Source organism: Nostoc sp. PCC 7107 (assembly GCF_000316625.1).
Lineage (GTDB): Bacteria > Cyanobacteriota > Cyanobacteriia > Cyanobacteriales > Nostocaceae > Nostoc_B.
In genome coordinates this window covers 4,510,017-4,534,441 of record NC_019676.1, presented here as the reverse complement: position 1 = coordinate 4,534,441, position 24,425 = coordinate 4,510,017, and the positions used below count along the sequence as shown (strand labels likewise).

At 40.7% G+C, this 24,425-nt stretch carries 12 protein-coding genes, 2 tRNA genes and 1 pseudogene; 6 read left to right on the top strand and 9 right to left on the bottom strand.

Going from position 1 to position 24,425, the window contains the following annotated elements; genetic code table 11:
* Positions 1-84: 84 nt before the first annotated feature.
* Positions 85-1,677 carry a 2-isopropylmalate synthase gene (locus NOS7107_RS19325; protein ID WP_015114632.1) on the bottom strand — a complete coding sequence of 531 codons (1,593 nt, stop codon included), beginning with the start codon at positions 1,675-1,677 and terminating at the stop codon, positions 85-87.
* A gap of 89 nt (positions 1,678-1,766) precedes the next feature.
* A complete protein-coding gene (locus NOS7107_RS19320; RefSeq protein ID WP_015114631.1) occupies positions 1,767-2,297 on the bottom strand; it encodes an NYN domain-containing protein in 531 nt (176 codons plus the stop codon).
* Between the two features lie 1,076 nt (positions 2,298-3,373).
* On the opposite strand from NOS7107_RS19320, the gene NOS7107_RS19315 reads away from it, so the two are divergent.
* Positions 3,374-5,680, top strand: coding sequence for a CHASE2 domain-containing protein (locus NOS7107_RS19315; RefSeq protein WP_015114630.1), 2,307 nt, complete (start codon positions 3,374-3,376; stop codon positions 5,678-5,680).
* A gap of 19 nt (positions 5,681-5,699) precedes the next feature.
* Here the strand turns inward: NOS7107_RS19315 and NOS7107_RS28010 are convergent.
* Both NOS7107_RS28010 and NOS7107_RS19310 read right to left on the bottom strand, forming a co-directional pair.
* A pseudogene (locus NOS7107_RS28010) lies at positions 5,700-5,841 on the bottom strand (element excision factor XisI family protein); the annotation flags it as partial.
* A 26-nt stretch (positions 5,842-5,867) separates the two neighbouring features.
* Complete coding sequence (locus tag NOS7107_RS19310) at positions 5,868-8,183, bottom strand: ATP-binding protein (protein ID WP_015114629.1); 2,316 nt, start codon at positions 8,181-8,183, stop codon at positions 5,868-5,870.
* A 289-nt stretch (positions 8,184-8,472) separates the two neighbouring features.
* Here NOS7107_RS19310 and NOS7107_RS19305 point away from each other — a divergent pair, with 289 nt between their 5' ends.
* On the top strand, positions 8,473-9,318 hold the full coding sequence (locus NOS7107_RS19305) for a peptidoglycan-binding protein (RefSeq protein ID WP_015114628.1): 846 nt from the start codon (positions 8,473-8,475) through the stop codon (positions 9,316-9,318).
* Between the two features lie 437 nt (positions 9,319-9,755).
* Here the strand turns inward: NOS7107_RS19305 and NOS7107_RS19300 are convergent, their stop codons facing one another.
* From NOS7107_RS19300 to NOS7107_RS28690, 4 genes are all read right to left on the bottom strand, one after another.
* Positions 9,756-11,357, bottom strand: a complete 1,602-nt coding sequence (locus tag NOS7107_RS19300; RefSeq protein ID WP_015114627.1) for a TROVE domain-containing protein — start codon at positions 11,355-11,357, stop codon at positions 9,756-9,758.
* 37 nt (positions 11,358-11,394) lie between these two features.
* Positions 11,395-11,518: transfer RNA gene (locus tag NOS7107_RS28700), tRNA-OTHER, on the bottom strand.
* A 55-nt stretch (positions 11,519-11,573) separates the two neighbouring features.
* Positions 11,574-11,699: transfer RNA gene (locus NOS7107_RS28695), tRNA-OTHER, on the bottom strand.
* Between the two features lie 329 nt (positions 11,700-12,028).
* On the bottom strand, positions 12,029-12,229 hold the full coding sequence (locus NOS7107_RS28690; protein WP_157374092.1) for a hypothetical protein: 201 nt from the start codon (positions 12,227-12,229) through the stop codon (positions 12,029-12,031).
* 24 nt (positions 12,230-12,253) lie between these two features.
* On the opposite strand from NOS7107_RS28690, the gene NOS7107_RS19295 reads away from it, so the two are divergent.
* Complete coding sequence (locus NOS7107_RS19295; RefSeq protein WP_015114626.1) at positions 12,254-12,985, top strand: hypothetical protein; 732 nt, start codon at positions 12,254-12,256, stop codon at positions 12,983-12,985.
* A 58-nt stretch (positions 12,986-13,043) separates the two neighbouring features.
* Here NOS7107_RS19295 and NOS7107_RS19290 read toward each other — a convergent pair whose 3' ends face one another.
* Positions 13,044-14,168 carry a quinone-dependent dihydroorotate dehydrogenase gene (locus NOS7107_RS19290; protein WP_044500988.1) on the bottom strand — a complete coding sequence of 375 codons (1,125 nt, stop codon included), beginning with the start codon at positions 14,166-14,168 and terminating at the stop codon, positions 13,044-13,046.
* Between the two features lie 127 nt (positions 14,169-14,295).
* On the opposite strand from NOS7107_RS19290, the gene NOS7107_RS19285 reads away from it, so the two are divergent.
* The 3 genes from NOS7107_RS19285 to NOS7107_RS19275 all read left to right on the top strand — a co-directional run bounded on the left by NOS7107_RS19285 (position 14,296) and on the right by NOS7107_RS19275 (position 24,421).
* Complete coding sequence (locus tag NOS7107_RS19285; protein WP_253274459.1) at positions 14,296-17,178, top strand: GAF domain-containing protein; 2,883 nt, start codon at positions 14,296-14,298, stop codon at positions 17,176-17,178.
* A gap of 122 nt (positions 17,179-17,300) precedes the next feature.
* Positions 17,301-18,188: an alpha/beta fold hydrolase gene (locus tag NOS7107_RS19280; protein ID WP_015114623.1), complete on the top strand. Its 888-nt coding sequence runs from the start codon at positions 17,301-17,303 to the stop codon at positions 18,186-18,188.
* A 386-nt stretch (positions 18,189-18,574) separates the two neighbouring features.
* Positions 18,575-24,421 (top strand): AAA family ATPase, encoded by a 5,847-nt coding sequence (locus NOS7107_RS19275; protein ID WP_015114622.1) that lies wholly within the window; start codon positions 18,575-18,577, stop codon positions 24,419-24,421.
* The last annotated feature ends 4 nt before the right edge of the window (positions 24,422-24,425 follow it).

The window sequence follows — 24,425 nt, the reverse complement described above, 5'->3', positions numbered from 1 at the left end:
GTTTACTTTTATCCTACAACAGAGTAAGGGTGTAAGGGTTTTGCTCACTTACACCCCACACTCTTTGGTGAAACTCTTCACCTTTTATGCAGTAACTTCTTCTTGCTTTTCTTTAGTTTGCAAGGATGCGTAAAGGCGGTTTAACGCATTAACATAAGCTTGCGCGGACGCAACTATGATGTCTGTGTTGGCTGCATGACCCGAAAACACTCTTGATTCATAGCGCAGACGAATCGTTACTTCCCCAATTGCATCAATCCCGCCAGTTACTGACTGCACAGAAAATTCAATTAACTGATTTGGTACGTTTACTACACGGTTAATCGCTTTATAAACTGCATCTACTGGCCCAGTACCAATGGCTGCATCGGTTAATTCTTCGCCATTGGGGGTGCGGAGGGTAACTGTAGCAGTGGGACGGGCGTTGCTACCGCAGGAAACTTGCACCAATTCCACACGGAATAAATCGGGTGCTTGTTGAATTTCATCATTGACAATTGCTTCCAAATCCCAATCAGAAATTTCTTTCTTTTTGTCAGCAACTTCTTTAAATCTAACGAAGGCTTTGTTTAATTCGGTTTCTGATAATTCAAAACCCAATTCTTTCAAGCGGGTGCGAAAAGCATTTCTACCGGAATGTTTGCCCAGAACAATTTGATTGTCTGTTAACCCAATCAATTGGGCATCCATAATTTCGTAGGTCAGCTTATTTTTTAATACCCCATCTTGGTGGATACCAGATTCATGAGCGAAGGCATTTGCGCCGACAATTGCTTTATTTGGTTGTACCAGCATTCCTGTCAAACTCGAAACTTGACGGGAGGTTTTATAAATTTGTCGGGTGTCAATATTAGTTAATGGTTCTTCAGATTCAACTGGTCTTCCGAGGAAGGGATTGAAATATTGACGGCGGACATGTAAGGCCATAACTAATTCTTCTAAGGCCGCATTTCCGGCACGTTCGCCAATACCATTGATGGTGCATTCTAATTGGCGTGCGCCATTTTTGACTGCTTCTAAAAAGTTAGCAACTGCCAAACCTAAATCGTTATGTCCGTGAACCGAGATAATTGCTTGATCAATGTTCGGGACATTTTCTTTAATGCCTTTAATTAGTCCGCCAAATTCGCTGGGAGTTGTGTAACCAACAGTATCAGGTATATTAACAGTAGTTGCGCCAGCGGCGATCGCTCGTTCTAATACTTGATACAAGAATTCTGGATCAGAACGTCCCGCATCTTCAGGAGAAAATTCCACATCATCGGTAAAACTTTTGGCATAGGCGACCATTTCTTCAGCGATCGCTATGACTTCTGACTTCGTTTTTTTCAGTTTGTATTGCAGGTGAATATCAGAAGTAGCAATAAATGTATGAATTCTGCCCCGTGCTGCACCTTTAATTGCTGCTGCTGCTGTTTTAATATCATCGTGTCTAGCTCTAGCCAAACTACAAATTACTGGGCCTTCTTCTGTACCCACAGTTTGGGCTATTTTGCTAACTGCTTCAAAATCTCCTGGACTCGCAAAAGCAAAACCAGCTTCAATTATATCCACACCTAAGCGGGCTAGTTGTTTGGCGATCGCCAGCTTTTCATCTATATTCAGTGTTGCGCCTGGACACTGTTCACCATCTCGGAGTGTAGTATCAAAAATGATAATTCGCTCTGGTTTATTCATCTTTTTGGTTTTTGGTATAGGTGTAGTTCTTTTATTTTAAATATTTGTAACCTTAGTTGTTTTACTCTTATTTTTGTAAATAATTATTGCTAAGGCACTTGACCATCTACTTTTTCTATTTGGTCTCTTATATCGTTCAAATCTATATATCTGTCCGTAGCATTACGCAGTTCTCTAGCGATCATCCCTTCTGTAGATACTACCGTAATATGTGTATTTTTAGATCGTAATAATTCAATAGCTCTTTCAAAATCCCCATCACCACTAAATAAAACTACTCGGTCGTACTGGTCTACAGTATTAAACATATCTACAACAATTTCTATATCTAAATTAGCTTTTTGTGAATAGCGACCGGAAGTGTCATCATAATATTCTTTAAGAATTTTCGTTCGGACTGTATATCCTAGACTGATAAGAGCATCTCGGAAACCTCGTTGATCTTGAGGGTCTTTTAAGCCAGTGTACCAGAAGGCATTTATCAAAGTTGTTTCTGATTGCTCATGTTTGAAATATTCTAATACTCGCCGTGGGTCAAAAAACCAGCCATTTTTTTGTTGAGCATAGAACATATTATTTCCGTCTACAAAAATAGACAGACGATTCATAGGGGAACCCATAAAAATTTACACCTAATATATAGCAATGAATTTAGATTGAACAATAGATTATAGCAACTCTTAAATCATAAATTAGCTAATAGCGGGGAACTAGTTCCTCATGTATAGCCTTTATCTTACCTCTTTCAAAGCATAAATTTGACGCAAACATAAACCCAAGCTGCTGGGTGTTCGATAGTTTAACCTCTAGCACTATACAAATAGCTCAGATGATCAAAATCTACCAATAAAGTTGACTGAGTAACAGCATTCTTAGTTATATAACTGTCAATTTTACTCCTAAAGAGGTAAGGTATATGTCTGAAAGGAGGATATTGGCTGATGCTCATATATGAATACAGTTGAGTTAAGTAAAGTTATCTGTTAAGGCAAATGTAGAAAGTAGAGGAAACAGGGAAGTGGAGGAGAGATTTCAAGTATATTAATCCACATATAGGTTTTACTTTTAACAACATGGTAGTCTTTTTCGCAAATGAGACCTTGACACAACAGGCTGAAGTCTTTTTCAACAAAGCTTCCTGGATAATAATTTTTAGGAGGCTCACATTGTGTCTCCAGACGTGAAAATCTCGCTGCAATCCAATGCAAAATGGGCATATCCTGACAACAGTTGATTTTTAACTCAGGAGTGGAAACCAAGAAACAAAAGCAAAATTTTCTATTTTCTCCACCTTTATACTCTTACACTCTCAAACCAAGTTTCAGCGACATATTTAAAAAAAATTGCCTCTGTGAGGTGAGAATTAACTCGGTTTCACTCTAGATAAGAAACAATCACTGCTAAAACTCACTCAGCAAATAAGTCAGCCTGTGACAGGTTGAAAGCCTGCCAAATTCAGGTTCGTTCAGTAAACTGTGCAGAGTCATAAAACATAGATTACAAATGTATAAGATTTTCATTTAAGTTTTATTTCAATATTTTTTACTAGGAAGGAGACTAAATACAACGAATTGCCAATGAGTGAAGTACACAATTTAGTTTTCAAAACTAGATAGATAGCCTATTTTTATTTTGAATTCTGAATTCTGACTTCTGCTGTAAATAAAATTGTACGTAAACCAATTATTAACACGATATGGCAGAAGAACCTACATCTACCGTCAGCAAAAAACATCTATCTACTGCCAATACAGCATCCGGCAAACCCACAAAAGTAACTCTAACAGCATCACAGTCTAAGCTGGTAGCTCGTGTGAGTTATTTTTTGGCGGCTGCGTCCACAATCGGAGCAACATTGCTGACTGCTTCTGGTGTGGGCTGGGTTAATTTGATGGAGAGTCAGATATTGTCGGCGTTTTTTCAACTGCGGGGGGTGAATGCACCACCAGCAGATATCGTGATTTTGGCAATCGATGACCAGTCAATCTCACTTCCCGAACAGTACTATAAATCAGATCCACACCAGTATGCCTACCTAGAACCACTGAAATCTTTTCCGTTTAAACGTGCTGCATACGCCCAGATTATCGAAAAGTTAATCCAAGCCGGAGCAAAATCTGTTGCGTTAGATGTAGTTTTCGACACACCCAGTAGTTATGGTAGTGAGGACGATCGCCAACTGCAAGCTGTATTAAAAAAATATGGCAGTAAAGTTACCTTAGCTGCACTTTACGAAAATTTTGCCAGCCATCAAGGTACATTTATCCAACTGACTCTACCCCAAGAGATGTTTCAAGTCGGTGGGGTTTCTATTGGTTCAGTCAATTTTCCGCTGGAAGCAGACGGTAAAGTTCACAAATTGGCCAGTGAGTTTCCCAAACTATTAGCCGCTAATGGGATGTTGATGGAGAAAGCGCCTTCCTTTGATGAAGCTGTTTTAGGCGCAGCGCAAATTAAATATCCTCAGCCAAAAGGCAATCGCATTTATTTTTGGGGTGCTGCGGAGACGTTTGAGCCGATTCCCTTGTGGTACGTTCTCGATTCACAAAACTGGAATAACTATTTGCAACAAGGTAGAATTTTTCAAGACAAGATAGTGATTATTGGCTCTACAGACAAGCTAAACAATGATTATCATCCAGTCGCGGCTGCTAATCCGCCTGAGAGAATGGCTGGTGTAGAAATTCACGCCAATGCGATCGCCACTTTAATGCAGAATAAAGCGATCGCTCCAGCAATTTCTAGTTCAGCTTTGCAAGGATTGTTTGTGCTGATTTTAGTTGGCGGTACAGTCTACATTGTCAACAGAATCAAGCACAATCTCCAACGCTTTTTAGTCAGTTTTGCCGTAGCGAGTATTTGGGGCGGAATTAGCTATGTGTGCTTTATACATGGTCAGTTAATTTTCCCGACGGCTATACCAATGATAGCGATCGCTTTTAATGGACTGTCTTATCTGGGAATAGAAGTGGCTAGAGAAAAGTTGAGAACACGCCAATTAGTCACAATTTTTCAAAAATATAAAACCTCTCCAGTTGTTCAAGAAATTATCAGCCAACAAAACGACTTACAAGATTTACTCCAGAAAAGGGATTTAGCCGTATCAGGCAAAATACTCGCCGGACGCTACAAAATTGTCAAAGTTCTCGGTTCAGGTGGATTTAGCGAAACTTACATTGCTGAAGATATGCACCGTCCTGGTTATCCAAATTGCGTTGTCAAGCAACTAAAACCCGCTAACCCTCAATCCAAAGGTTTAGAACTTGCTAGGCGTTTATTTAACTCAGAAGCAGCAACTCTAGAAAGATTGGGAACTCATCAGCAAATTCCGCAATTACTGGCTTATTTTGAACAAGATGATGAGTTTTATTTAGTTCAGGAATATGTAGTGGGTCATTCCTTGATTAAAGAACTACCATCAGGTCAAGGTTTAAGAGAAACTATAGTTATTGCAATTATCAAAGAACTATTACAAATCTTAGTCTTTGTTCATGAGAATAGTGTGATTCACCGAGATATTAAACCTAGCAATATTATTCGTCGTCATGCAGATAACAAGCTGGTATTAATTGACTTTGGTGCAGTAAAAGAAGTATCTGTACCACAAATTGAAAATTCCGCACAAGCCCCATTTACAATTGGCATTGGTACAAGAGGTTACGCACCGAGCGAACAATGTTTTGGTCGTCCACAATACAGTAGTGATATCTATGCGATTGGCATGATTGGTATTCGCGCCTTAACCGGAATTGCCCCCCATGAAATTAGAAATGAAGATGGCGAATGGCAATGGAAAAATCAAGCCATTGTCAGCGATGCCCTAGCTGAGATTTTGGAAAAAATGGTACTTGATGATTTTAAACAACGCTATCAATCAGCATCTGAAGTGTTAGCAATACTTGATGAGTTAGCTATTTATCAAGATATTGACACCTGGCCGCAAAATGATAATTCCGACTTACCTACTACACCTTGGTTAGGAGGTTCAGCAGAAACTTTGTAAACTTCAAGAAATTAATATTTTAGCTCATCGCATAATCAGTAAACTGACGCATGTAAGGTGAATAAAAAACCTAAAAAAATATCTTGCTTTGGTACACACAATTCTACTAAATTAGCAGCGATATCATCTTCTGTACCATTCCATTGCAGCAAATTTTTTTCATTATAAATGCAATTACTGATGAAGATTAATTCAGCAACAACTGAATTTCTTCAACATCTTTGATCATACCTAAATATTCAAAAGCATCTATCGCTTCTCTGGCAAATTTATCAGCTTGATCAGCACTACCCCATTTTTTCTCCCATTTCGCCTGAGAGCGTTGGTAACGGGCTAAACGCCGCTTATTTTTGCTTCTTTGAGCGATAGTTACACCTTTAGTTAATAACTGTTGAGCGCCATCGCGATCGCCTTGATCAATTGCGATATCCGCCAGCCAATTTTGAGCCGAATTAATAACTCGATACCAGTTAATTTTTTTAGCACATTCCATCACTTCATGGAACAGATTTTTCGCTTCGGAATATTTATTTTCTTTGTGTAAGATAACTGCCCGATGATAAAGTACAGGAATGTAATAACGGATATGTTTCTGCTCAGTTAAATTCGCTTGAGTTACTAACTTCTGTTCTATATCCAGCCATTTACGTGCTTCTACATAATTTTTTCGTCTGATTTTGAGCCTGGCGATATTTTCAGCTAAGTCAGCTTGATCGCATAAATCTGCATGGTCGCGTAACACCCATGCCCGTTGCAACATTTCTTCAGCTTCTTGAAGACTCTTCTGGGAACATTCCCGAATTAATAGCCAAGTTTTGCGGATGATGAATTTCACCAAAAATGACCATTCACCCCGTCTTTCTGATTGTTCCACAAGCCATTGCCACCAATCTAGGCGATCGTCCCAGTAAGCATAAAGATTCGCGTAATGATTCAACAATAAACCTAAATCTCTCACTTCTTCATAATGGTCTTCATCTCTACACCAATAAAGTACAGCCCGCAAATTTACCTCTTCTACTTCTAGCCTTTCGTAATGTTTCGACTTTTCCCAATCTTCGCCAGCGTAACTATTAGCAAAATCTAAATACCACCTTACCCAACACCGCCGCGCTTCTCTAGCAAAATCTGGGTTAGCTTTCAATTCTGCCAAAGCATACTCACGAGTCAGAGAAAGCATTTCATATCGCTTCGTCTCTGGATTTTGATTGACTAAAGAAAGTTGCTGCAAAAGTGCCAAGCCATCATTGATAGAATCAGGTGCATTTGTTAACCCAGCCACCTCAGCCACAGCCGCTTGAGTTGGAGAGTTAGGAAAAATAGCCAGTGACATCAGCAACTTGTGAGCTGGCTGTCCAGCAATTCCTTGCACAGATTGTTCAAAGCAAAAACGAGCCACATCACCACTAGCATTAGTTAGTTTTGCCAATACTGAACTCAGAGAATAACCACTCGATACTTGACCAAGGGCGTAGACAATTGCTAGAGGAATCCCACCAGTGCTTTTGTAGAGTAGCTGAGATTCTTGATCATTGATAGTTATACCTTTTTCTCCAGCTTGTTGCTGAATTAACTGCATCCCATCTTCTACGGTCAAATTTTGCAGGCTAATTGGTAGCAGTGCAATTCGCTCACGGGTAGTAATTACTACTTTGACACAAATCGGTAGATTATAAAGGAACTCAATCACTCCGCTTCTATCTTCTATCGTCTCCATATTGTCCACAATCAATAGTGTGCGCTGTCTAGAGAGAATTTGGCGTACACGGTCAGATTGATCATTGGGAGGAGATTGAATAATTGTCGGGTCGCCAAGCGCATTACCAATCTCTCGAAAAATTTCTCGCAGATTACGCTGTCCCTGCTGGCGTTGCAAAATTCCGTGGGGAATGAGTTCTTGTTGTTTTGCAGAAGTGAAAATAATCGCATTAAATTTAGGTGCAAGATTCAAATTTTCACGACTAGCTTTTAAACAGAGATAGGCTGCTGCTAAAACTAATGCTGTTTTACCTACGCCACCAATACCATGTACTGTAATCATGTGAGCGCCATGATCTGGCAAAAGGCGTTCTAGTAATATTCTCATATCTGCTTCGCGCCCAATAAATTCTGTGTAGGTTGGCGATGGCAGATTATTAATAATGGTGAGGCAATGTTTAGAAGATGATTCTACACCTTTGCGGTAGCCATGTTTTTGCAAAATGTAAACAAGATTACTAGCTTTAACAGTCTTATCAGATTCTTCTGTTAACGTTTCAATATCGCGATAGATATTGCTTAATCCGGCTCTGACAACAGCATGATTTTTATGTAAATATTTACCAATCTCTTTTAAGCTATGTCCACAAAGTAATCCTAACAGCAAGTCTTTCTTAGTATTCTGCCTGTATCGGTTTTTGGTTATAGCTTCTAAGTCAGTCAGTATACGGTCTATTTCCCATTCTTTTGCCAGCTTTCGATGCCATGTTTTAGACAGATTTTGATTCTCTAGCTGACCTGACATAAATTTCATCCTGTAACTTTGACAACAATGTCTTAATAGCCACATTCTACCGAATAAATTTCGGATGAATTAGCTATACGAGTTTTTAGCAACATTGTTCATTACAAAAATATAACAAATCACTAACAAATTTTTAACTGTGTAACTTGCTGAAACTGGTATTTAGTAGGGTAATTAATAAGTTATCAATGTTGCTTAATTAACAAAGTGGGAATATTCAGATATATTCTCATACACCAAAAAACTGTCTTGACAATTCTTGTTACATCTTAATCAAGGGGAATTTTGCATGAAGAAAATATTGGAATCCTTAAGTCTTTTGCTTGGTATGAGACAAGATAGACTTTATTTTCCTCAAGAAAAACAAGTCTGTGTCTTTAATAAACGTCCCATACTTTACCGAGACTTTAGCCCCAAGTCTGTACAGGAATCAATCAACGAACTGCAAGAACTGTTAAAAGCTCAAGGTTTAGAGATAGAGATTACTGGTAAATTTGATTTACAAACAGATGCAACAGTCAAAGATTTCCAAAAAAGCAATCATCTTGTGTCAGATGGAGTAGTTGGGCCTCTGACATGGGCTTGCTTGTTGTATCCCAAGCTTTATCGCGGCCAAAAAAAGAATTTATCCGAACTTAAGGATGCAGTTAAAGAACTACAAAATATTCTCTATGAAGAAGAATTTCTGAAAAAAGTACCCAATGGACATTTTGACTGGGAAACCGAAAGGGCTGTTAAACGCTTTCAAAGAGTTTATGGATTAAAAAGTGATGGTATTGTTGGAGCGGCGACTTGGGCAGTTTTATTAGGAATGCGACAAAAAATTGACAAAAGCTTTCCCCAGTTAGTTTATTTTCTGTCGCCTCAGTCTTGGTTTGTCTGGCAACAGTTTTTGATGATCTGCTTTATTTTGCTAGGGATTTACTATAACCCTATACCAGGAGAGCCACCGCAATTGAGTACAGCCTTAGCCACAGCTTACGGATTGACTTGTATTGTGCCGTTTCTGATCGAGTGTTTACCGCTAAAGCAGCCAAAACCAAAAAAACTGCCACTGTTGGAATATGCACCTTATGTTTTAACTGGATTTTTTTGGAAACCAATTGTTAATTTTTTAGGGACGTTGTTTAATTAATAATTTTCTAGACTGGTTGCAAAAGTCTCAGAACCTTTACATGATGCAAAAAATATTTATGCAAGAAGTCTGCTGAGATGATTGGCGATCGCCAAAAACTAAACCCGCCAAGACGGGTTTTTTAATTAAATTATGGGCGTTGCATAAATGCGGGATGAAATCATAAATTCTAATTTTCAAACTCTTGCTCTTTGCGCCTTTGCGGCTTTGCGTGAAACAAAAATCATCCCCTCAATCAGCAACGCCAAATTATGTGAATGAATAAAGGCGGGTGCGGGAATTGAACCCGCTAGTCCCCGGAGATGGTAGAGACGTTAACCGATAACCCTACATTCTTCGTCCCCGAAAGGGCAAGTTGCGAATAAGGGATAACCCGCCATGAATTATGAAGTGTGAAGTCTGAAGTGTGAAAATTCACACTTCAAGCTTCAATTTTTTTACAATTCACCTGTCGCTAACATTTGGATGATGCGAGGTGTACCAGGGTCAAATCCTGCCAAATCCCAAGACAGTGGATCTTGTGGATCTACCAAGGTGATGCGGTATGGTGTCAGAGTGACGTATACAGCCTTAACATCTGGATTGACTTTTTTGCGGTACTCCTGCAACGCTTGAGAGGGATGTTGATAACCCGCCCAGCTTTCTGAGTCAGTCCAGAAGCAGACTAAATCAGCTTTGAACTTATTTTTAATCATCCAGTCGTAAGCGACAGAGGCATCTGTACCACCGAAGTTTTGATTGCTGGCTTTACGCACCGCTGAACTAAAACTATCTTTGGCTGTGATATTTAAGTCCCGGAACTCGGTAGCAAAGCCGCGAATCATGTAGTTTTTCTCGGCTTTGGCTGTAACTAGTGCCATTGTCGTGGCAATTTCACAGCAACTTAGTCCCATGTCTGCAACTAAGCTACCCATCGAACCGGAAACATCTACAGCGTGCATGAAAACTTTGCCCGTGGTTTCTACCACATCAAAAGACAACTCAACAGCTTTTTCTAAGATGTCTACGATGCGAGGAACTGGGTTCCAAGTTTTCTTACTGCGTCCAAGTCTACCGCCAGACTCGTAGGTTTTGAGGGCTTTCAAAACATCAATGGGGTGAATGCGACCTTTACGCAGATGTTCTTTGTTGTTGAGAACTCCTTCAACACGCTGCAAGTTGGTGCTTTCGTCAGCACGTAACACACCCAGTTCCGTGAGTGAACCCAGGTTACGCAGCATTGCACCGATTGGCATTTCTTGAAATAGCAACTGCCAAGCAGCTTTGTCCATATTGCCCACGGGTGCAGCCATTTCGTGGGTTAAGCGTCCTTGCAAAATGGCTTCGTGAGTTTGCCCAGGGTTGCGCTTGAGCCATTCATACCACCAAATCTGCGCCAAAGCTTGTGAGGGTATCTCTGTTGGTAATTCCTCCCAACCTCTGACAACCCATTCAAATAATTGACGGTGATTTTCTGTAGGTGGTTTGACGTGGAACAACCGCAAAGCATCGCGGTGGGTGAAGCCTTGGCGTTGTTGATATTTCAACAGTTGGTAAGCTAAACCTTTGACATCTTCCCGTGATAGCCAAGTTTTCCCAGCTTCCCGCACAACTTTACCAAAACCCCGCAAAGATTTGGTGTAGTTCAACCATTCGTAAAAGTGGCTACCTGTACGAATCACTTGAGGGAAGATTTCACCAAAAGCTTGTTTTGCTTCTGGTCGTTCACCCATCGACAGCAACACTAAAGCAAGGATAGGTGCGCTGTTGTTGATAGCGCGTCCATCGCTGGCATAGATAATTTCTTCTGCAACACGGCGGGGATTTTCGGCAACAGCTTGGTTGACAACCGCTACAAAATCTTCAGTTAATTCTTGTTTACCAGCGTAGTAGGTGCTTTGGGCTGTCCCAACTAACAGACAACGCCGCAGCATTTTCCATAAACCAGCATCAAACATCCAGCCACCGGAACGTCCTTGAATCATCTCGGCTTCTCGTCCAGGGATGGGCTGATTTTGTGGGGTGGTTGTCTTGTTTTTGGTAAAGAACTTATAGTTCATGGTTTCATCTCCCGGCCCTTGCGGGCAAAAATGAAAGGTGGCAGGGCAGGAATCGAACCTGCGACATCCCGCGTGGAAGGCGATAACCCTCATTCTTCGGACTTTTCAGGCAAGGGGTGAATAAGGATGTTTAGGCGCTCTACCGACTGAGCTACCTGCCACATAAAAATTTTGGATTTTGGATTTGAGATTTTGGATTAAATCTCAAATTAGGTTTGGCTGGTGGGATAGGATTTGAACCTACAACTCATGAATTAACGATAATCCTCGATTCTTCAGCCTTTTCAGGCAAGCTTGTGAACTAAGGATGTTCATTGCTCTACCAGATTGAGCTACCCACCAGATTAAAATTATTTTTAACTCAGCACTTTGTTGGGGTGTAGCGGAGCAGGATTTACACCTGCACCTCCAGAATTTTTTCTCAAGGATGTTTAAGTTATTTGCGATAACCCTCGATATGTCGGCCTTTACAGGCAAGGTGGGCGCTCTGTTATTTGAGCTATCCGCTACGGAGGCTAACTCCTTTGGGAAAATCAGCTTGTAGTATTAATGTAGTATATGTAGTTGTGAATGTCAAGAGGAAGAGAGGGATTATTTTTAAACGCAAAGGGGCGCTGAGGTTTACGCGGAGTGGCGCGGAGGTTGAAGGAATTTGAGTAGGGAAATGTTTCTTAATGTTTATGTAAAAATTTTGTTTTTGCTGAGGAGAGTTTGGGAGGGAAAATATTTTTGCCTATTTTTGCCGAAAATCTAGATTGGTTGGGTGTTAAGTGGCTCAGATGAGCGATCGCACTTAAAGATTTTTCCGTAATTTTGCCAAAGGATACAAAAACACGTCCCAATTTTTGCCAATATAATAAATTATTTCCCAAAAAATTCGCTTGGCAAAAATCGGCATGAGTGAAAAAACAATGGAAAGTAGCGGGAAGGGTTTTCTCGTTCTACTTTTGCCAATATCGTTTTTAATAATTTTCCTGGTTTCTACCTGGAGATTTTTGCTGGCGCTGGTTGTTTTGATTATTGGTTTCAATATCTGGCAACAATATCAATGGCAACAATGGTGTCAGCGAGTTAACCCGGTTTTCCATCAATTAGTTCGGGAAAACCAGGGCAAAATTACACCAATGGATTTGGCAATTCGGGGAAGTTTTCCTGGCCCAACAGCAAAACGCTACCTCGATGGCAAAGCTTCAGAGTTTGGTGCAAGTATAGTCAATGCTGGCTCTGGTAGTGAAGTTTATTACTTTATCACAGCCAGTATTTTGGGTAATATCCTTGACAGTAGCGAGCCTGTCAAAACTTTGTCGGCTCAACCTGTAACAACATCTGCGCGATCGCTTTTAGCGCCGCCAGCAAATCATGCAGTAGTAGCAGAATTAGAACCAGAGATTGAATTAGCACCGCCAGCAAATCATGCAGAAGCAAAACCAAATTTAGCAAAACAGTTAATTTTTGGCTCTCTGATTCAATCGGAATTAGCGAAACGATTGAATGTTTATTCCAGCACTGTATACAAACGGCGCAATGATCCAGACTTTCCTGAATGGACACGCAACCGCGATCCTGATGGTATAGCTTGGAGTTTCTCGGAAAAAACTAAGGAGTTCTTTCCCGTAGAAGAGTTATGAAGTATGTAGACGCGCAGCGGCTTGCCGCAAGCTACTACGCATCTATACTTTTCAGACTTCATACTTTTAATCCAACTGCTTCGGTGATGGAATTTAATTTGTTCTGCTCTAACTTGGATAGTAAACCATTCAGGATTCGGCTTACCATCATTGGGCCTTCATAAATCCAGCCTGTATAAACTTGAATTAGGCTGGCTCCCGCAGTAATTTTTTCCCAAGCATCTTCTGGGGAAAATATGCCACCAACCCCGATAATGGGAATTTGCCCTTGGGTTTGCTGCCAAATAAACTTAATTACTTCTGTGGAGCGATCGCGTAATGGCGCACCACTAATTCCGCCAGCCTCATCTTGCGGTGGTTTCCCCGTTTGATCAATTAGCTGGGTTTTCAGTCCATCACGGCTAATTGTGGTGTTTGTGGCAATGATTCCTGCTAGTTGGTAGGTTTTAGCCAAGCCAATAATATCGGCGATCGCTTCCCATTCTAAATCAGGTGCTATCTTGACAAATACTGGTTTATGTGTAGTGTTTTCTGTTTGTAGTACGTCCAAGATTGAACTGAGCATAGCGGCATCTTGGAGCGATCGCAATCCTGGTGTATTGGGTGAAGATACATTCACCACAAAATAATCGCCTAATTCTTTCAGCAAGCGAAAACTATTGAGATAATCTTCGGCGGCGGCTTCTAACGGGGTAATTTTCGATTTGCCTAGATTTATGCCGATGGGTATTGTATGAATCAAATCCTTTTGTGTTGCTAACCTAGCGGCCATAACTGCTGCACCTTGATTATTAAAACCCATCCGGTTAAGAACAGCTTGATCTAAAGGCAAACGAAATAACCGAGGTTGAGGATTTCCCGGTTGGGGGTGAAAAGTCACAGTCCCCAACTCAGCAAAGCCAAAACCAAAGTTAGACCAAATTTTTGCGCCTACCCCATCCTTATCAAAACCGGCTGCTAAACCCAGGGGGTTAGGGAAATTTAGCCCAAATAAATTTTGTTCCAGACGGCGATCACACAAACACAAAGACTGCTGTAAGCTTTGATTGACCAAGCCAGCAGGAGTGTTATTTGCTTGTGATAACCAACTTAAACTGCGAATAGCTTGATGATGTAGCCACTCTGCATCCGTTTTCAGCACGTTGAACAGCAGTGGACGAAGAGCAATTTGATAAATATCCATGTGAAAAAGAGTATAGGGAATTGGAAGTAGGAATAAGCTATGACAAATTGCTTTACCCATAACTTTAATTTTGCCTAACCACATATAACTCAGGAGGCTTTTCTGGGCATCTTATATATAAAAAGCGATGTCAACGAAAAATCCAATGGGGCCGCAACAAAGACCGATAGCCGCCGAACAAACAATCATTGCTTTGGGACGCGTCCTCCAAACGCTCAGGGAAGAGGATAATGTTGATGTTTTGATTGATATTACTATTTCTTATATTAGAGAACAGTTTGACTACAATCTGGTGTGGATTGCTTTATATGACCTGCCAAAACATACATTAATTGGTAAAGGCGGTGTTGCACCTGATGGTGATACCAAATTTTTACGCAAACAGGTGACATTAAATCCTGGCGGCCTTTTAGAACAGGTAGTCATTGAACAGCGACCCTTGGGTGTTGCCGATTTGCGCCTGGAACCTCGTGCAGCAGAATGGCAAGAAATTGGCAAAAAATTTAATATTCAGGGAACGATTATTTTACCTATTCGCTACAGAGACCGTTTTTTAGGTTTATTATTATTTGGTTCAGAACGTTGGGGATATTTGTTACCAGGTGATGGCAAAGCTCGTTTATTAATGGTCTTAGGCGAACTGGGGGCAGTACTTTATCAAAACGAACTGAATTTGCAGCAACAGCAAACAAAGCATCTTGATCAGCCAATATTACATTTATTAGAAAATTTACGTACTTTCAGTAACTTAGACCAAAAGCTGAAAGCAGTTGTCCAAACAACACATCAATTTGTCTCCCCTAGCAAGACAAACATTTACTGGTTTGAGCGCCAAGGGCGTTATTTTTGGTGTCGGATGAGCAATCAACTAGCCAACATCAATCGCCAGAATAGCCAACAGCAAATATCTGCGGGGATGACGGTACAAGATTTAAGCGAATTTTATTATGCTTTGTCAGTTAATCAAATTGTTTGGATTGGTGATGAGCGTAGTTCCTTGAAAAGTCATTTTACTGCCAAAGTGTTGCAACGTTTACAAGTGCGATCGCTATTAGCAGCACCTATTCTCTGGCAAAAGGAACTATTGGGTTTTTTAGCGGTGGAGGCCAATGAACCGCGCATCTGGACAGAAGCAGACAAAAATTTTGTCCAAAGTGCAGCAGGGCTAATTTCTTTAGTTGCACCTACCGAAACGATGGATACTACCATCAAGCAAATTCAAGATGATGCTCAATTAACTAGCCAAGTTGCTCAAGCTATTTATCACGAAGATGACCTGCAAGCAACTTTACGCAACTGTGCAACTAAAGTTTTAACCCGCTTCGCCGCCACTCGCTTTTTCCTATTACAGTACAACCCTGATCTGCATAGTTATCAAATTATTTTTCAAAGCCAACTACAAAATCGTCGTCCGTTGACAGTTACCTTCAATGCGCTCAAAGACATGGATGAGCAGATGTTGAAGTCAGCCAAAACGGCAGTAGAGGTGCAGAATATAGAAGAAGATTTGCGTTTTTTTAATTGGCGACCTTTGTTATTAGAACATGGAACGCGATCGCTATTGGTTTGTAACTGCACTCAAGGTCATGCACCCAGCGGACTTTTAGTAATTACCCATGAAACTAATCGTAGTTGGGCCAGCTTAGAAAAAGAATTATTATGGGCTGTCGGTCAACAAATTGGTGTAATTATCCGCCAGTGGCAATTACAAACAGATACTAAACAACAGCAGCAAATTCTCTCTAGTATTCAAAAATGCTTACGTATTCTTGAAAAAGCCCAAAGTGACATAACTGAGTCTGGGGCAAAATATCTAGAACGCACAGCCATAGAACAAATCGCCACTGTTCTCCATTCTCCTTTAGTGGTGCTGTTATCGTGGTCGCCTGGGGATAATTTTGCAGAAATTATTCCTAGCGTCATTCACGATAGTCGATTTGGGCTGGTGACAGATCATCCCATCCCCATCCAGACTGAAGCTATAATTCAGTGGGCATTAACCAAAGATGATTATGTGTGTGTGTATGCCGATGATTTACCAGCAGAAACCAGAAAATGGTTAAATGGTCAAGGTATTGGTCAAGTTTTAGCGATCGCACTCCGCACTAGCACTGATTATGTCCCCACAGGTGTAGTATTAGTTGCAGATCGGCGAGAACGATATTGGACAGAACAAAGCCTGAATGCAACAGAAACACTAGTCACTCAATTAGCTTGGTCGCGTCGTCAACAACAAATCACCAAATTATTAGAGTCCACAAATCAAGAATTGCGACAACTCAATTGGTACAAACATCGTCGCCTAGAGGAAATCCAAAGAACAGCAACACAGTTATTAAGCCAGATTGAAGACTTGGGGATTCCCAGCAATGAACTGACACAGACGCGCTATAAACTCTTACTCCGGCAATTAGACCACTCAACAGCGGCCATGACAGCCCTAGTTAAACTTGAGCAATGGCAATTGCATCATAGTTCTGAAACCATGCCCATAGCCACTTTAATGAAGCGATCGCTAGAACGAGTCGAAAATATCCTCAAACAACGTCAATTGTGGGCGGGGGTACATGGTTTAGGACAATCGGCTACAGATACAGATTCTGGTAACAGTGGAATCTTTCTCAAAGGATTGCAACCTTCGAGTTATCCATCATCGTTAGCGATCGCAGGCGATATCGTCAAATTTGAATTAGTCCTGTATGAATTATTAGTTGTAGCTTGTAACCGTTCTCTAAGTGGCGGCAGAATAGACATCTGGTGTCGCCGTTTAGAGGAAAGATTGCTAGAACTATCAATTACAGATCATGGCATGATTGAACCGCACCTGTTGGCAGCACTGCAAAATCAAATACCTAAAGATGTACTAGCCTCTACTTACCTCAACCAGCCACCGATTTTACACTTGCTAATTTGTCAACAACTCATGCAGCAGTTGGGTGGCGAGTTACATTTTTATCAGTTACCTGATCATCGGGTTGTTAGTCGTTTGGTGTTACCTTTAGCTGAGTGAAGAAGGTAGGAGTTGAATGTTCCAAACCCTTACACCCGTTCTTCACAAACAACCTTTGTGCGTCAGTCTTGTCTTATTCCAGCTACATTAAATTCAAATGGATTCAATGTGGATGGATCAAGATGAAAACGAAGCATCAATTTTTATTTGAGTGGAATCAAAAGCGTTATGCGATCGCTTACGATACGATAGGTCAAGGTAAACCTGTCTTGCTCCTACCTCCATTTAGTACGGTTTCCAGCCGTTCCGAAATGCAAGGAATTGCCGAGGGAATTGCCCATCGCTACCAAGCCGTTACACTCGATTGGTTAGGATTTGGTGAATCTGATCGCCCGGCTGTAAATTATCAACCTGAACTGTTACAGCAGCTGCTTCAGGCCTTTGTCCAACAGACTTTCTCAGAACCCGTGGCGGTAATTGCGGCTGGTCATACAGCGGGTTATGTCTTGCGAATGGCTCAACAACAACCCCAGGCTTGCTCTTGCATTGTTTTAGTCGCTCCTACCTGGCGCGGCCCTTTACCCACAATGGGCGTACCCAAACCACTAGCAGCAGCCGTCAGACAACTAGTCAGATTCCCGATTGTGGGTCAAGCGCTCTATCAAGCAAATACAACCAAGGGCTTTCTACGTTTCATGTATGGGCGACATGTTTACGCAGATCAGTTACGCCTCACACCAGAGTTTATTGAGCAGAAGCAGCAGATTACTCGACAGTCTGGGGCGCGATTTGCCCCTGCGGCCTTTGTCACCGGTGGACTTGATCCAGTGAGCGATCGCCAGGAATTCATCACACTACTGCGATCGTCACCTGTGCCTGTACTGGTCATCTTAGCAGAACAAGCTCCGCCCTATTCCAAACAAGAAATGGCCGCGATGGCAGCAATACCCGATATTCAATCACTGATACTTCCTGGCACATTGGGAATGTATGAAGAGTATGCCGCTGAAGTGACAGAAGCAACATTACCATTTTTAGATGCCAAGACAAGTAAAAAAGTTGTGTCCTAGACGTAGTACTAGTTGATAAGACTGACGCAAAAAACGGAAAATTCAGGTTTTAGAGCAGGGTGTAGGTATTCAAAAGCCTTATACCCCTACATTCACATCTTGCACCTAGCCCCAGCAAATGGAATTCGCGGCTATACAACCGAAGTCCGCCTATCGCGCTTGCGCTGCGCTTGGCGCACCACGCGGAATAACGTAAAATCAAGGGTTTTGTCTGTGTAGCCGTGACTTTAGTCCCTTGGTGCAAGATATGTGTACACCCAATCTTTGTGCCTAAGTTTTGACAAATTTACTACTAGAGAAAAAGTTTTACTGTTAACAATACTTAAACTACGGGAATAATAGATGTATTAATTTCGCACTAAAAATTCTGTTCTGAGGTATGTACAATGATTATTCCTGTGGATGCAATGGCAGTCATTCCCGGTTACAACCTAACAGAACAACTCTATGCAGGTTCTAGAACTGTAGTCTACCGAGGTATTCGAGCAGCAGATCAAAAATCTGTCGTCATTAAATTACTCAACCGCGAATATCCCACCTTTAGCGAACTCTTACAATTTCACAATCAGTACACAATTACGAAAGATTTAGATTTTTCTGGGATTGTTTGTCCTTTAAGTTTAGAAATATATCGCAATGCCTATGCTTTAGTCATGCCCGATTTTGGTGGTCTCTCATTACGAGAATATCTGAGAAATCAAAAGTTAGGCTTGCAGGAATTTTTGATCATTGCGCTGCAAATGTGCGATATCCTGCACTATCTTTATCAAAACCGGGTCATTCACAAAGATATCAAACCCGCAAATATTTTAATTAACCCAAAAACTCACGAAATTAAGCTCATAGATTTTAGTATTGCTTCGCTTCTACCTAAAGAAACTCAAACTCTCATTAACCCCAACATTTTAGAAGGAACCCTGGCTTATTTATCCCCCGAACAAACTGGAAGGATGAATCGTGGGATTGATTATCGCAGTGATTTTTATTCCTTGGGGGTGACATTTTTTGAACTGTTAACAGGAGAATTACCTTTCAAATCTGAAGACTTGATGGAGTTGGTGCATTGTCACATTGCGAAAATGCCTCCTTCAGTAAACAGTGAGCAGATTCCTCAAGTGCTGAATCATATTATCCAGAAACTGATGGCGAAGAATGCTGAAGACCGCTATCAGAGTGCTTTAGGATTAAAACATGATTTAGAAATCTGCCTTTCGCATTTAACAAAAACCGGAAAAATTGTCAACTTTGATATTAGTGAATGGGATATTTGCGATCGCTTTATTATCCCCGAAAAATTATACGGCAGAGAAACTGAAGTTGAGCAAATTCTGGCAGCATTTGAGCGCATTGCTACTGTTCAAGAATCATCCAACTCCTGTAGCGAATTCATTCTGGTTGCTGGTTTTTCGGGAATTGGCAAAACTGCGGTTGTTAACGAAGTCCATAAACCGATTGTCAGACAACGCAGTTATTTTATTAAAGGGAAATTTGACCAATTCAACCGGAATATTCCCTTTTCGGCTTTTGTCCAAGTCCTCAGCGATTTAATCGGGCAGTTATTAACCGAAACTGACCAAAAATTAAAAGAATGGCAATATAAAATTCTCCAAGCTTTAGGAGACAATGCCCAGGTAATTATTGACGTTATTCCCCACTTAGAAAAAATTATCGGTCAACAACCACCCGTACAAGAATTATCAGGAACAACAGCGCAACATCGCTTTAATTTATTACTCCAAAGTTTTATTCAAATATTTGCGACTAAAGAACATCCTTTAGTCATATTTTTAGATGATTTGCAATGGGCTGATTCAGCTTCGCTCCAATTAATTAAATTATTAATGAGTGAAGTTAATAGTGGGTATCTGCTATTAATTGGAGCTTATCGAAATAATGAAGTATTTCCGGGACATCCTTTGATGTTGACATTAGAGGAAATTAATCAGATTAATGCCAGAGTTAAGACAATTAACTTACAAACTCTGAGTGAATCAAATTTAAATCAGTTAGTTGCTGACACTTTAGTTTGTACAGCAGAAGCCTCTTTGCCATTGGCTAATCTGATATATCAAAAAACTCAAGGCAATCCATTTTTTAGCACACAATTTCTCAAATCATTACAACAAGATGGGCTAATTGAATTTAATTTTTCTCAAGGCTTTTGGCAATGTGATATTGCTCAAATCAACCAGCGATCGCTCACTGATGATGTGGTAGAATTTATGGCGTTACAGTTGCAAAAATTGCCATCATCTACTCAAAATGTATTACAATTGGCAGCTTGTATAGGTAATCAATTTGATTTAAAAACTTTAGGAGTTGTTAGCCAACAATCAGTTAAATTAATTGCGGCTAATTTGTGGCAAGCATTACAAGCAGGATTAATCTTACCACAAAGTGAAGTTTACAAATTTTATGTAGGACAAGAAAATCAAAGTTTAACTGATCAAAATGCTGAATTTGTTACCTATAAGTTTCTCCATGATCGTGTTCAGCAAGCTGCATATTCATTAATACCCGATGAGGAAAAGCAAGCCACTCATCTCCAAATTGGCAGACTCTTACTGCAAGAAATTTCTGAGCAGAAACAAGAAGAACACATTTTTGAAATTGTCAGTCAACTGAACTTAGGGCAAAGCTTAATTACCGACATAGCCGAAAAAGTTTTACTGGCAGAATGTAACCTCAAAGCCAGTCAAAAGGCACTGGTAGCCACTGCTTATACTAGTGCTTTTGACTATGCCACTAGTGGATTAGAGTTATTAGGTGAATCTGCATGGGATGAGTACTATTCGCTCACACTGCATCTGCACAACTTAGCAGCAGAAGCGGCTTATTTAAAAGGTAATCTGGATGAGATGGAGCGTTATGCTAAAGAAATTCAGCAACAAGCTCAAACCCTGATTGATATCGTCAAAATTGCGGAAGTGAAGCTAGAAGCTTACACCAACCAAGGTAAATTTACTTTTGCCATTGAGATGGCCTTAGACGTACTGAGTCAGTTAGGTATTCATCTACCAAAACAGCCTGTACCAGAGGAAATTCCCGCAGCATTTCCCGCGATCGCACTACAACTAAATGGGCGATCGGCGGCTGAGTTACTCCATCTCCCGCCGATGACTGATCCAACGGTTTTGGCTGCTATGCGTATTTTGATCAAGGTTGGGGCTGCTACATATGCTTGTAATCCAGTATTATTTCCCCTAGTGACTTTGAAACAAGTAGAATTGTCACTCCAGTACGGTAATGCCAACACTTCTGTTGTTGGTTATGTTGGTTATGGGTTATTGCTGTGTAGCATCTTAGAAGACTTCTCAACAGGGTATGAGTTTGGACAACTAGCCCTCCAACTCTGCGAAAAATTGAATGAAAAAGAGTTTTACGGACGCACACTAGTTCTCAACAATTATTTCATTACATTCTGCACACACCATACTCAAGAAACCCTAGCGCCCTTGCAGCAAGCCTACAGGAGTGGCTTAGAAGCCGGGGACTTGGTATTTGCTGGTTTTGCCGGGTTTACTTATTGCTTACATTTATATTTGACTGGACAGCCTTTAAATGATTTGATTCAGAACATCAATATATATAGCCACGGCATCCAGCAAATTGGTCAGCAGACAGCTTTGAACTTTATAAAACCCTGTCAACAGTCCGTTCTAAATTTGCTGGGACAAACAACTAATCCGATTATCCTCACTGGGGAAACAATGGATGAAACCATTATGCTGGAGACGCTACATCAAAGTGGCGATCAATCAGGCTTATGGTTGTTGTTCATAAACAAACTTTGTTTGTGTTTCTTGTTTGGGGAATATTCCCAGGCTTTAGACGTAGCACAACAGGCTAAACAATACTTGGGAGGTGGGGCTGGTACATTAAGTGTAACTATCCTGTATTTTTATGAATCACTGGCACTGTTAGCAACATCAGGTGATGCAGAAATCATTGCAGCTAATCAGGAAATTCTTCAGAAAAAGGCGCTGGCTGCACCTATGAATTTTCAACATAAGTATGACCTAATTAAAGCCGAACAGTATCGAGTTTTAGATCAAAAACTGGAGGCAATAGAATTATACGATCGCGCTATTGCTGGCGCGAAAGCAAATGGCTACATTCAAGAAGAAGCCCTCGCTAACGAATTGGCGGCGAAGTTTTATTTGGAGTGGGGTAAAGAAACAGTCGCCCAAACATATATGCAGCAAGCGTATTACTGCTATGCTCATTGGGGTGCAAAAGCCAAAACAGATGATTTAGAAAAGAAGTATCCCCAAATTTTGCCACACATTCTCCAACAGCGAAGACTTAATCTGAATCTGCAAGAAACCATCAGCAACCCTACTATTGTCACCTACACCACTCAAACTTCTAGCACTGGCTTTTCTCACAATCTAGACTTCGGCGCTATTCTCAAAGCTTCAAGGGCATTATTGAGTGCAATTCAGCTAGAAGAGTTGATTACAAATTTAATGCAAGTGCTATTACAAAATTCCGGGGCGCAGAAAATAGCACTCATATTACCAGATCAGGCGGATTGGATTGTAGTATCTGTGACTACTATTGAGGATTTAGAAGAGTCTGTCTTTTCACCTCATCCGCTTGATAGTAGTCATGATGTCCCCATCAAGATGATTTATGCCGTGAAACATACCTTGCAATCAATCATTATTCACGACATCACAAAAGAAAATACTTGGGTAGCAGATAGTTACATCCAGGAATATTTACCCAAGAGTGTTGTTTGCACTCCCATTGTCAATCAAGGTAAATTAATTGGTCTGTTATATTTAGAAAATAGTGTAGCAACAGAAGCATTTACTAGCGATCGCCTCGAAATTCTGGAATTACTCTGCGCTCAAGCTGCGATTTCTCTAGAAAATGCCCGTTTGTATCGAGATGCTCAAAATTATGCTCAACAGTTAGAAGCATCTTTGGCGCAACAACAAGCCAGCCAAGTTCAGTTCCGCAATCTCGCAGATAATATTCCTGGTGTAGTTTACCAGTTTCGTCTCGCCTCTGATGGGGCAATTTCTGTGCCTTATATGAGTTCTGGTTGTTATGAACTGTATGGGGTAGATCCAGAAGATGTTATGGCTGGTAGACAAACCCTGTATACTCTACACCACCCAGAAGATGACCCAATTGTAGCCAAAGCAATTGCTGAATCTGCCCAAAATATGACTCCGTTTGAGCAAGAATGGCGAATTATTCTGCCTTCTGGAACTGTAAAATGGATTCAATCTAAAGCCCGACCCGAACGGCAAGCAGATGGTGCAATTATCTGGGACGGGGTAGTGATTGATATCAGCGATGTCTACGACGAGCTACGCTTACGCAAACTTGCAGAAGCCGTAATCAAACAAAAATCTCAGGAATTAGAACAAGCACTCTCCAATTTGCAACAAGCTCAATTACAAATGGTGCAAAATGAAAAAATGTCTGCGTTGGGTAACTTAGTCGCAGGGGTAGCCCATGAAATGAATAATCCTCTGGGTTTTATTGTTGCCAGCCTCAAACAAGTTAAACCAACCCTTGCAGATATATTTGCACACTTGCAGTTATATCAAGATATGTTTCCTGAAGCTCATACAGAAATTCTTGATCATGCCGCAGAAATAGACTTGGAATATAACTTAGAAGACTTACCTAAAATCATTGAGGCAATGGTTATAGCGTGCGATAGATTAAAGAACATTAGCACAAGCCTGCGTACATTTTCCCGCGCCGATAAAGACTACAAAGTAAAATTTAATGTACATGAAGGCATTGATAGCACAATTTTAATTCTCAAGCATCGCCTCAAAGCTAATGCCCAACGTCCAGCCATTGAAGTCATAACTAATTATGGTGATTTACCTCAAGTCAACTGTTTCCCTGGGCAATTAAATCAGGTGTTTATGAATATCCTGGCCAATGCTATTGATGCTTTAGAAGAAGTAAGTATTGGCAAAAAATTTGCAGAAATTCAAGCTCATCCTAACTACATCACAATTACAACTGCAATAGTAAATAAATCAGTAAAAATATCAATTGCGGATAATGGTAAAGGGATGAGTGAAGAAATCAAACAAAAGATTTTTGACCATTTATTTACTACCAAATCTGTAGGGAAAGGTACTGGTTTAGGACTAGCGATCGCCCGTCAAATTGTCGAAGAAATCCACGGCGGAAAATTAAGTTGTAACTCGACTTTGGGTGTAGGAACAGAATTTATCATCCAAATTCCATTGTAAATTT

Bases quoted from the DNA above. Each gene is read 5' to 3' on its own strand.
- NOS7107_RS19325 (WP_015114632.1), bottom strand. From the start codon at position 1,677: ATGAATAAACCAGAGCGAATTATCATTTTTGATACTACACTCCGAGAT.
- NOS7107_RS19320 (WP_015114631.1), bottom strand. From the start codon at position 2,297: ATGGGTTCCCCTATGAATCGTCTGTCTATTTTTGTAGACGGAAATAAT.
- NOS7107_RS19315 (WP_015114630.1), top strand. From the start codon at position 3,374: ATGGCAGAAGAACCTACATCTACCGTCAGCAAAAAACATCTATCTACT.
- NOS7107_RS19310 (WP_015114629.1), bottom strand. From the start codon at position 8,183: ATGTCAGGTCAGCTAGAGAATCAAAATCTGTCTAAAACATGGCATCGA.
- NOS7107_RS19305 (WP_015114628.1), top strand. From the start codon at position 8,473: ATGAAGAAAATATTGGAATCCTTAAGTCTTTTGCTTGGTATGAGACAA.
- NOS7107_RS19300 (WP_015114627.1), bottom strand. From the start codon at position 11,357: ATGAACTATAAGTTCTTTACCAAAAACAAGACAACCACCCCACAAAAT.
- NOS7107_RS19295 (WP_015114626.1), top strand. From the start codon at position 12,254: ATGAGTGAAAAAACAATGGAAAGTAGCGGGAAGGGTTTTCTCGTTCTA.
- NOS7107_RS19290 (WP_044500988.1), bottom strand. From the start codon at position 14,168: ATGGATATTTATCAAATTGCTCTTCGTCCACTGCTGTTCAACGTGCTG.
- NOS7107_RS19285 (WP_253274459.1), top strand. From the start codon at position 14,296: ATGTCAACGAAAAATCCAATGGGGCCGCAACAAAGACCGATAGCCGCC.
- NOS7107_RS19280 (WP_015114623.1), top strand. From the start codon at position 17,301: ATGAAAACGAAGCATCAATTTTTATTTGAGTGGAATCAAAAGCGTTAT.
- NOS7107_RS19275 (WP_015114622.1), top strand. From the start codon at position 18,575: ATGATTATTCCTGTGGATGCAATGGCAGTCATTCCCGGTTACAACCTA.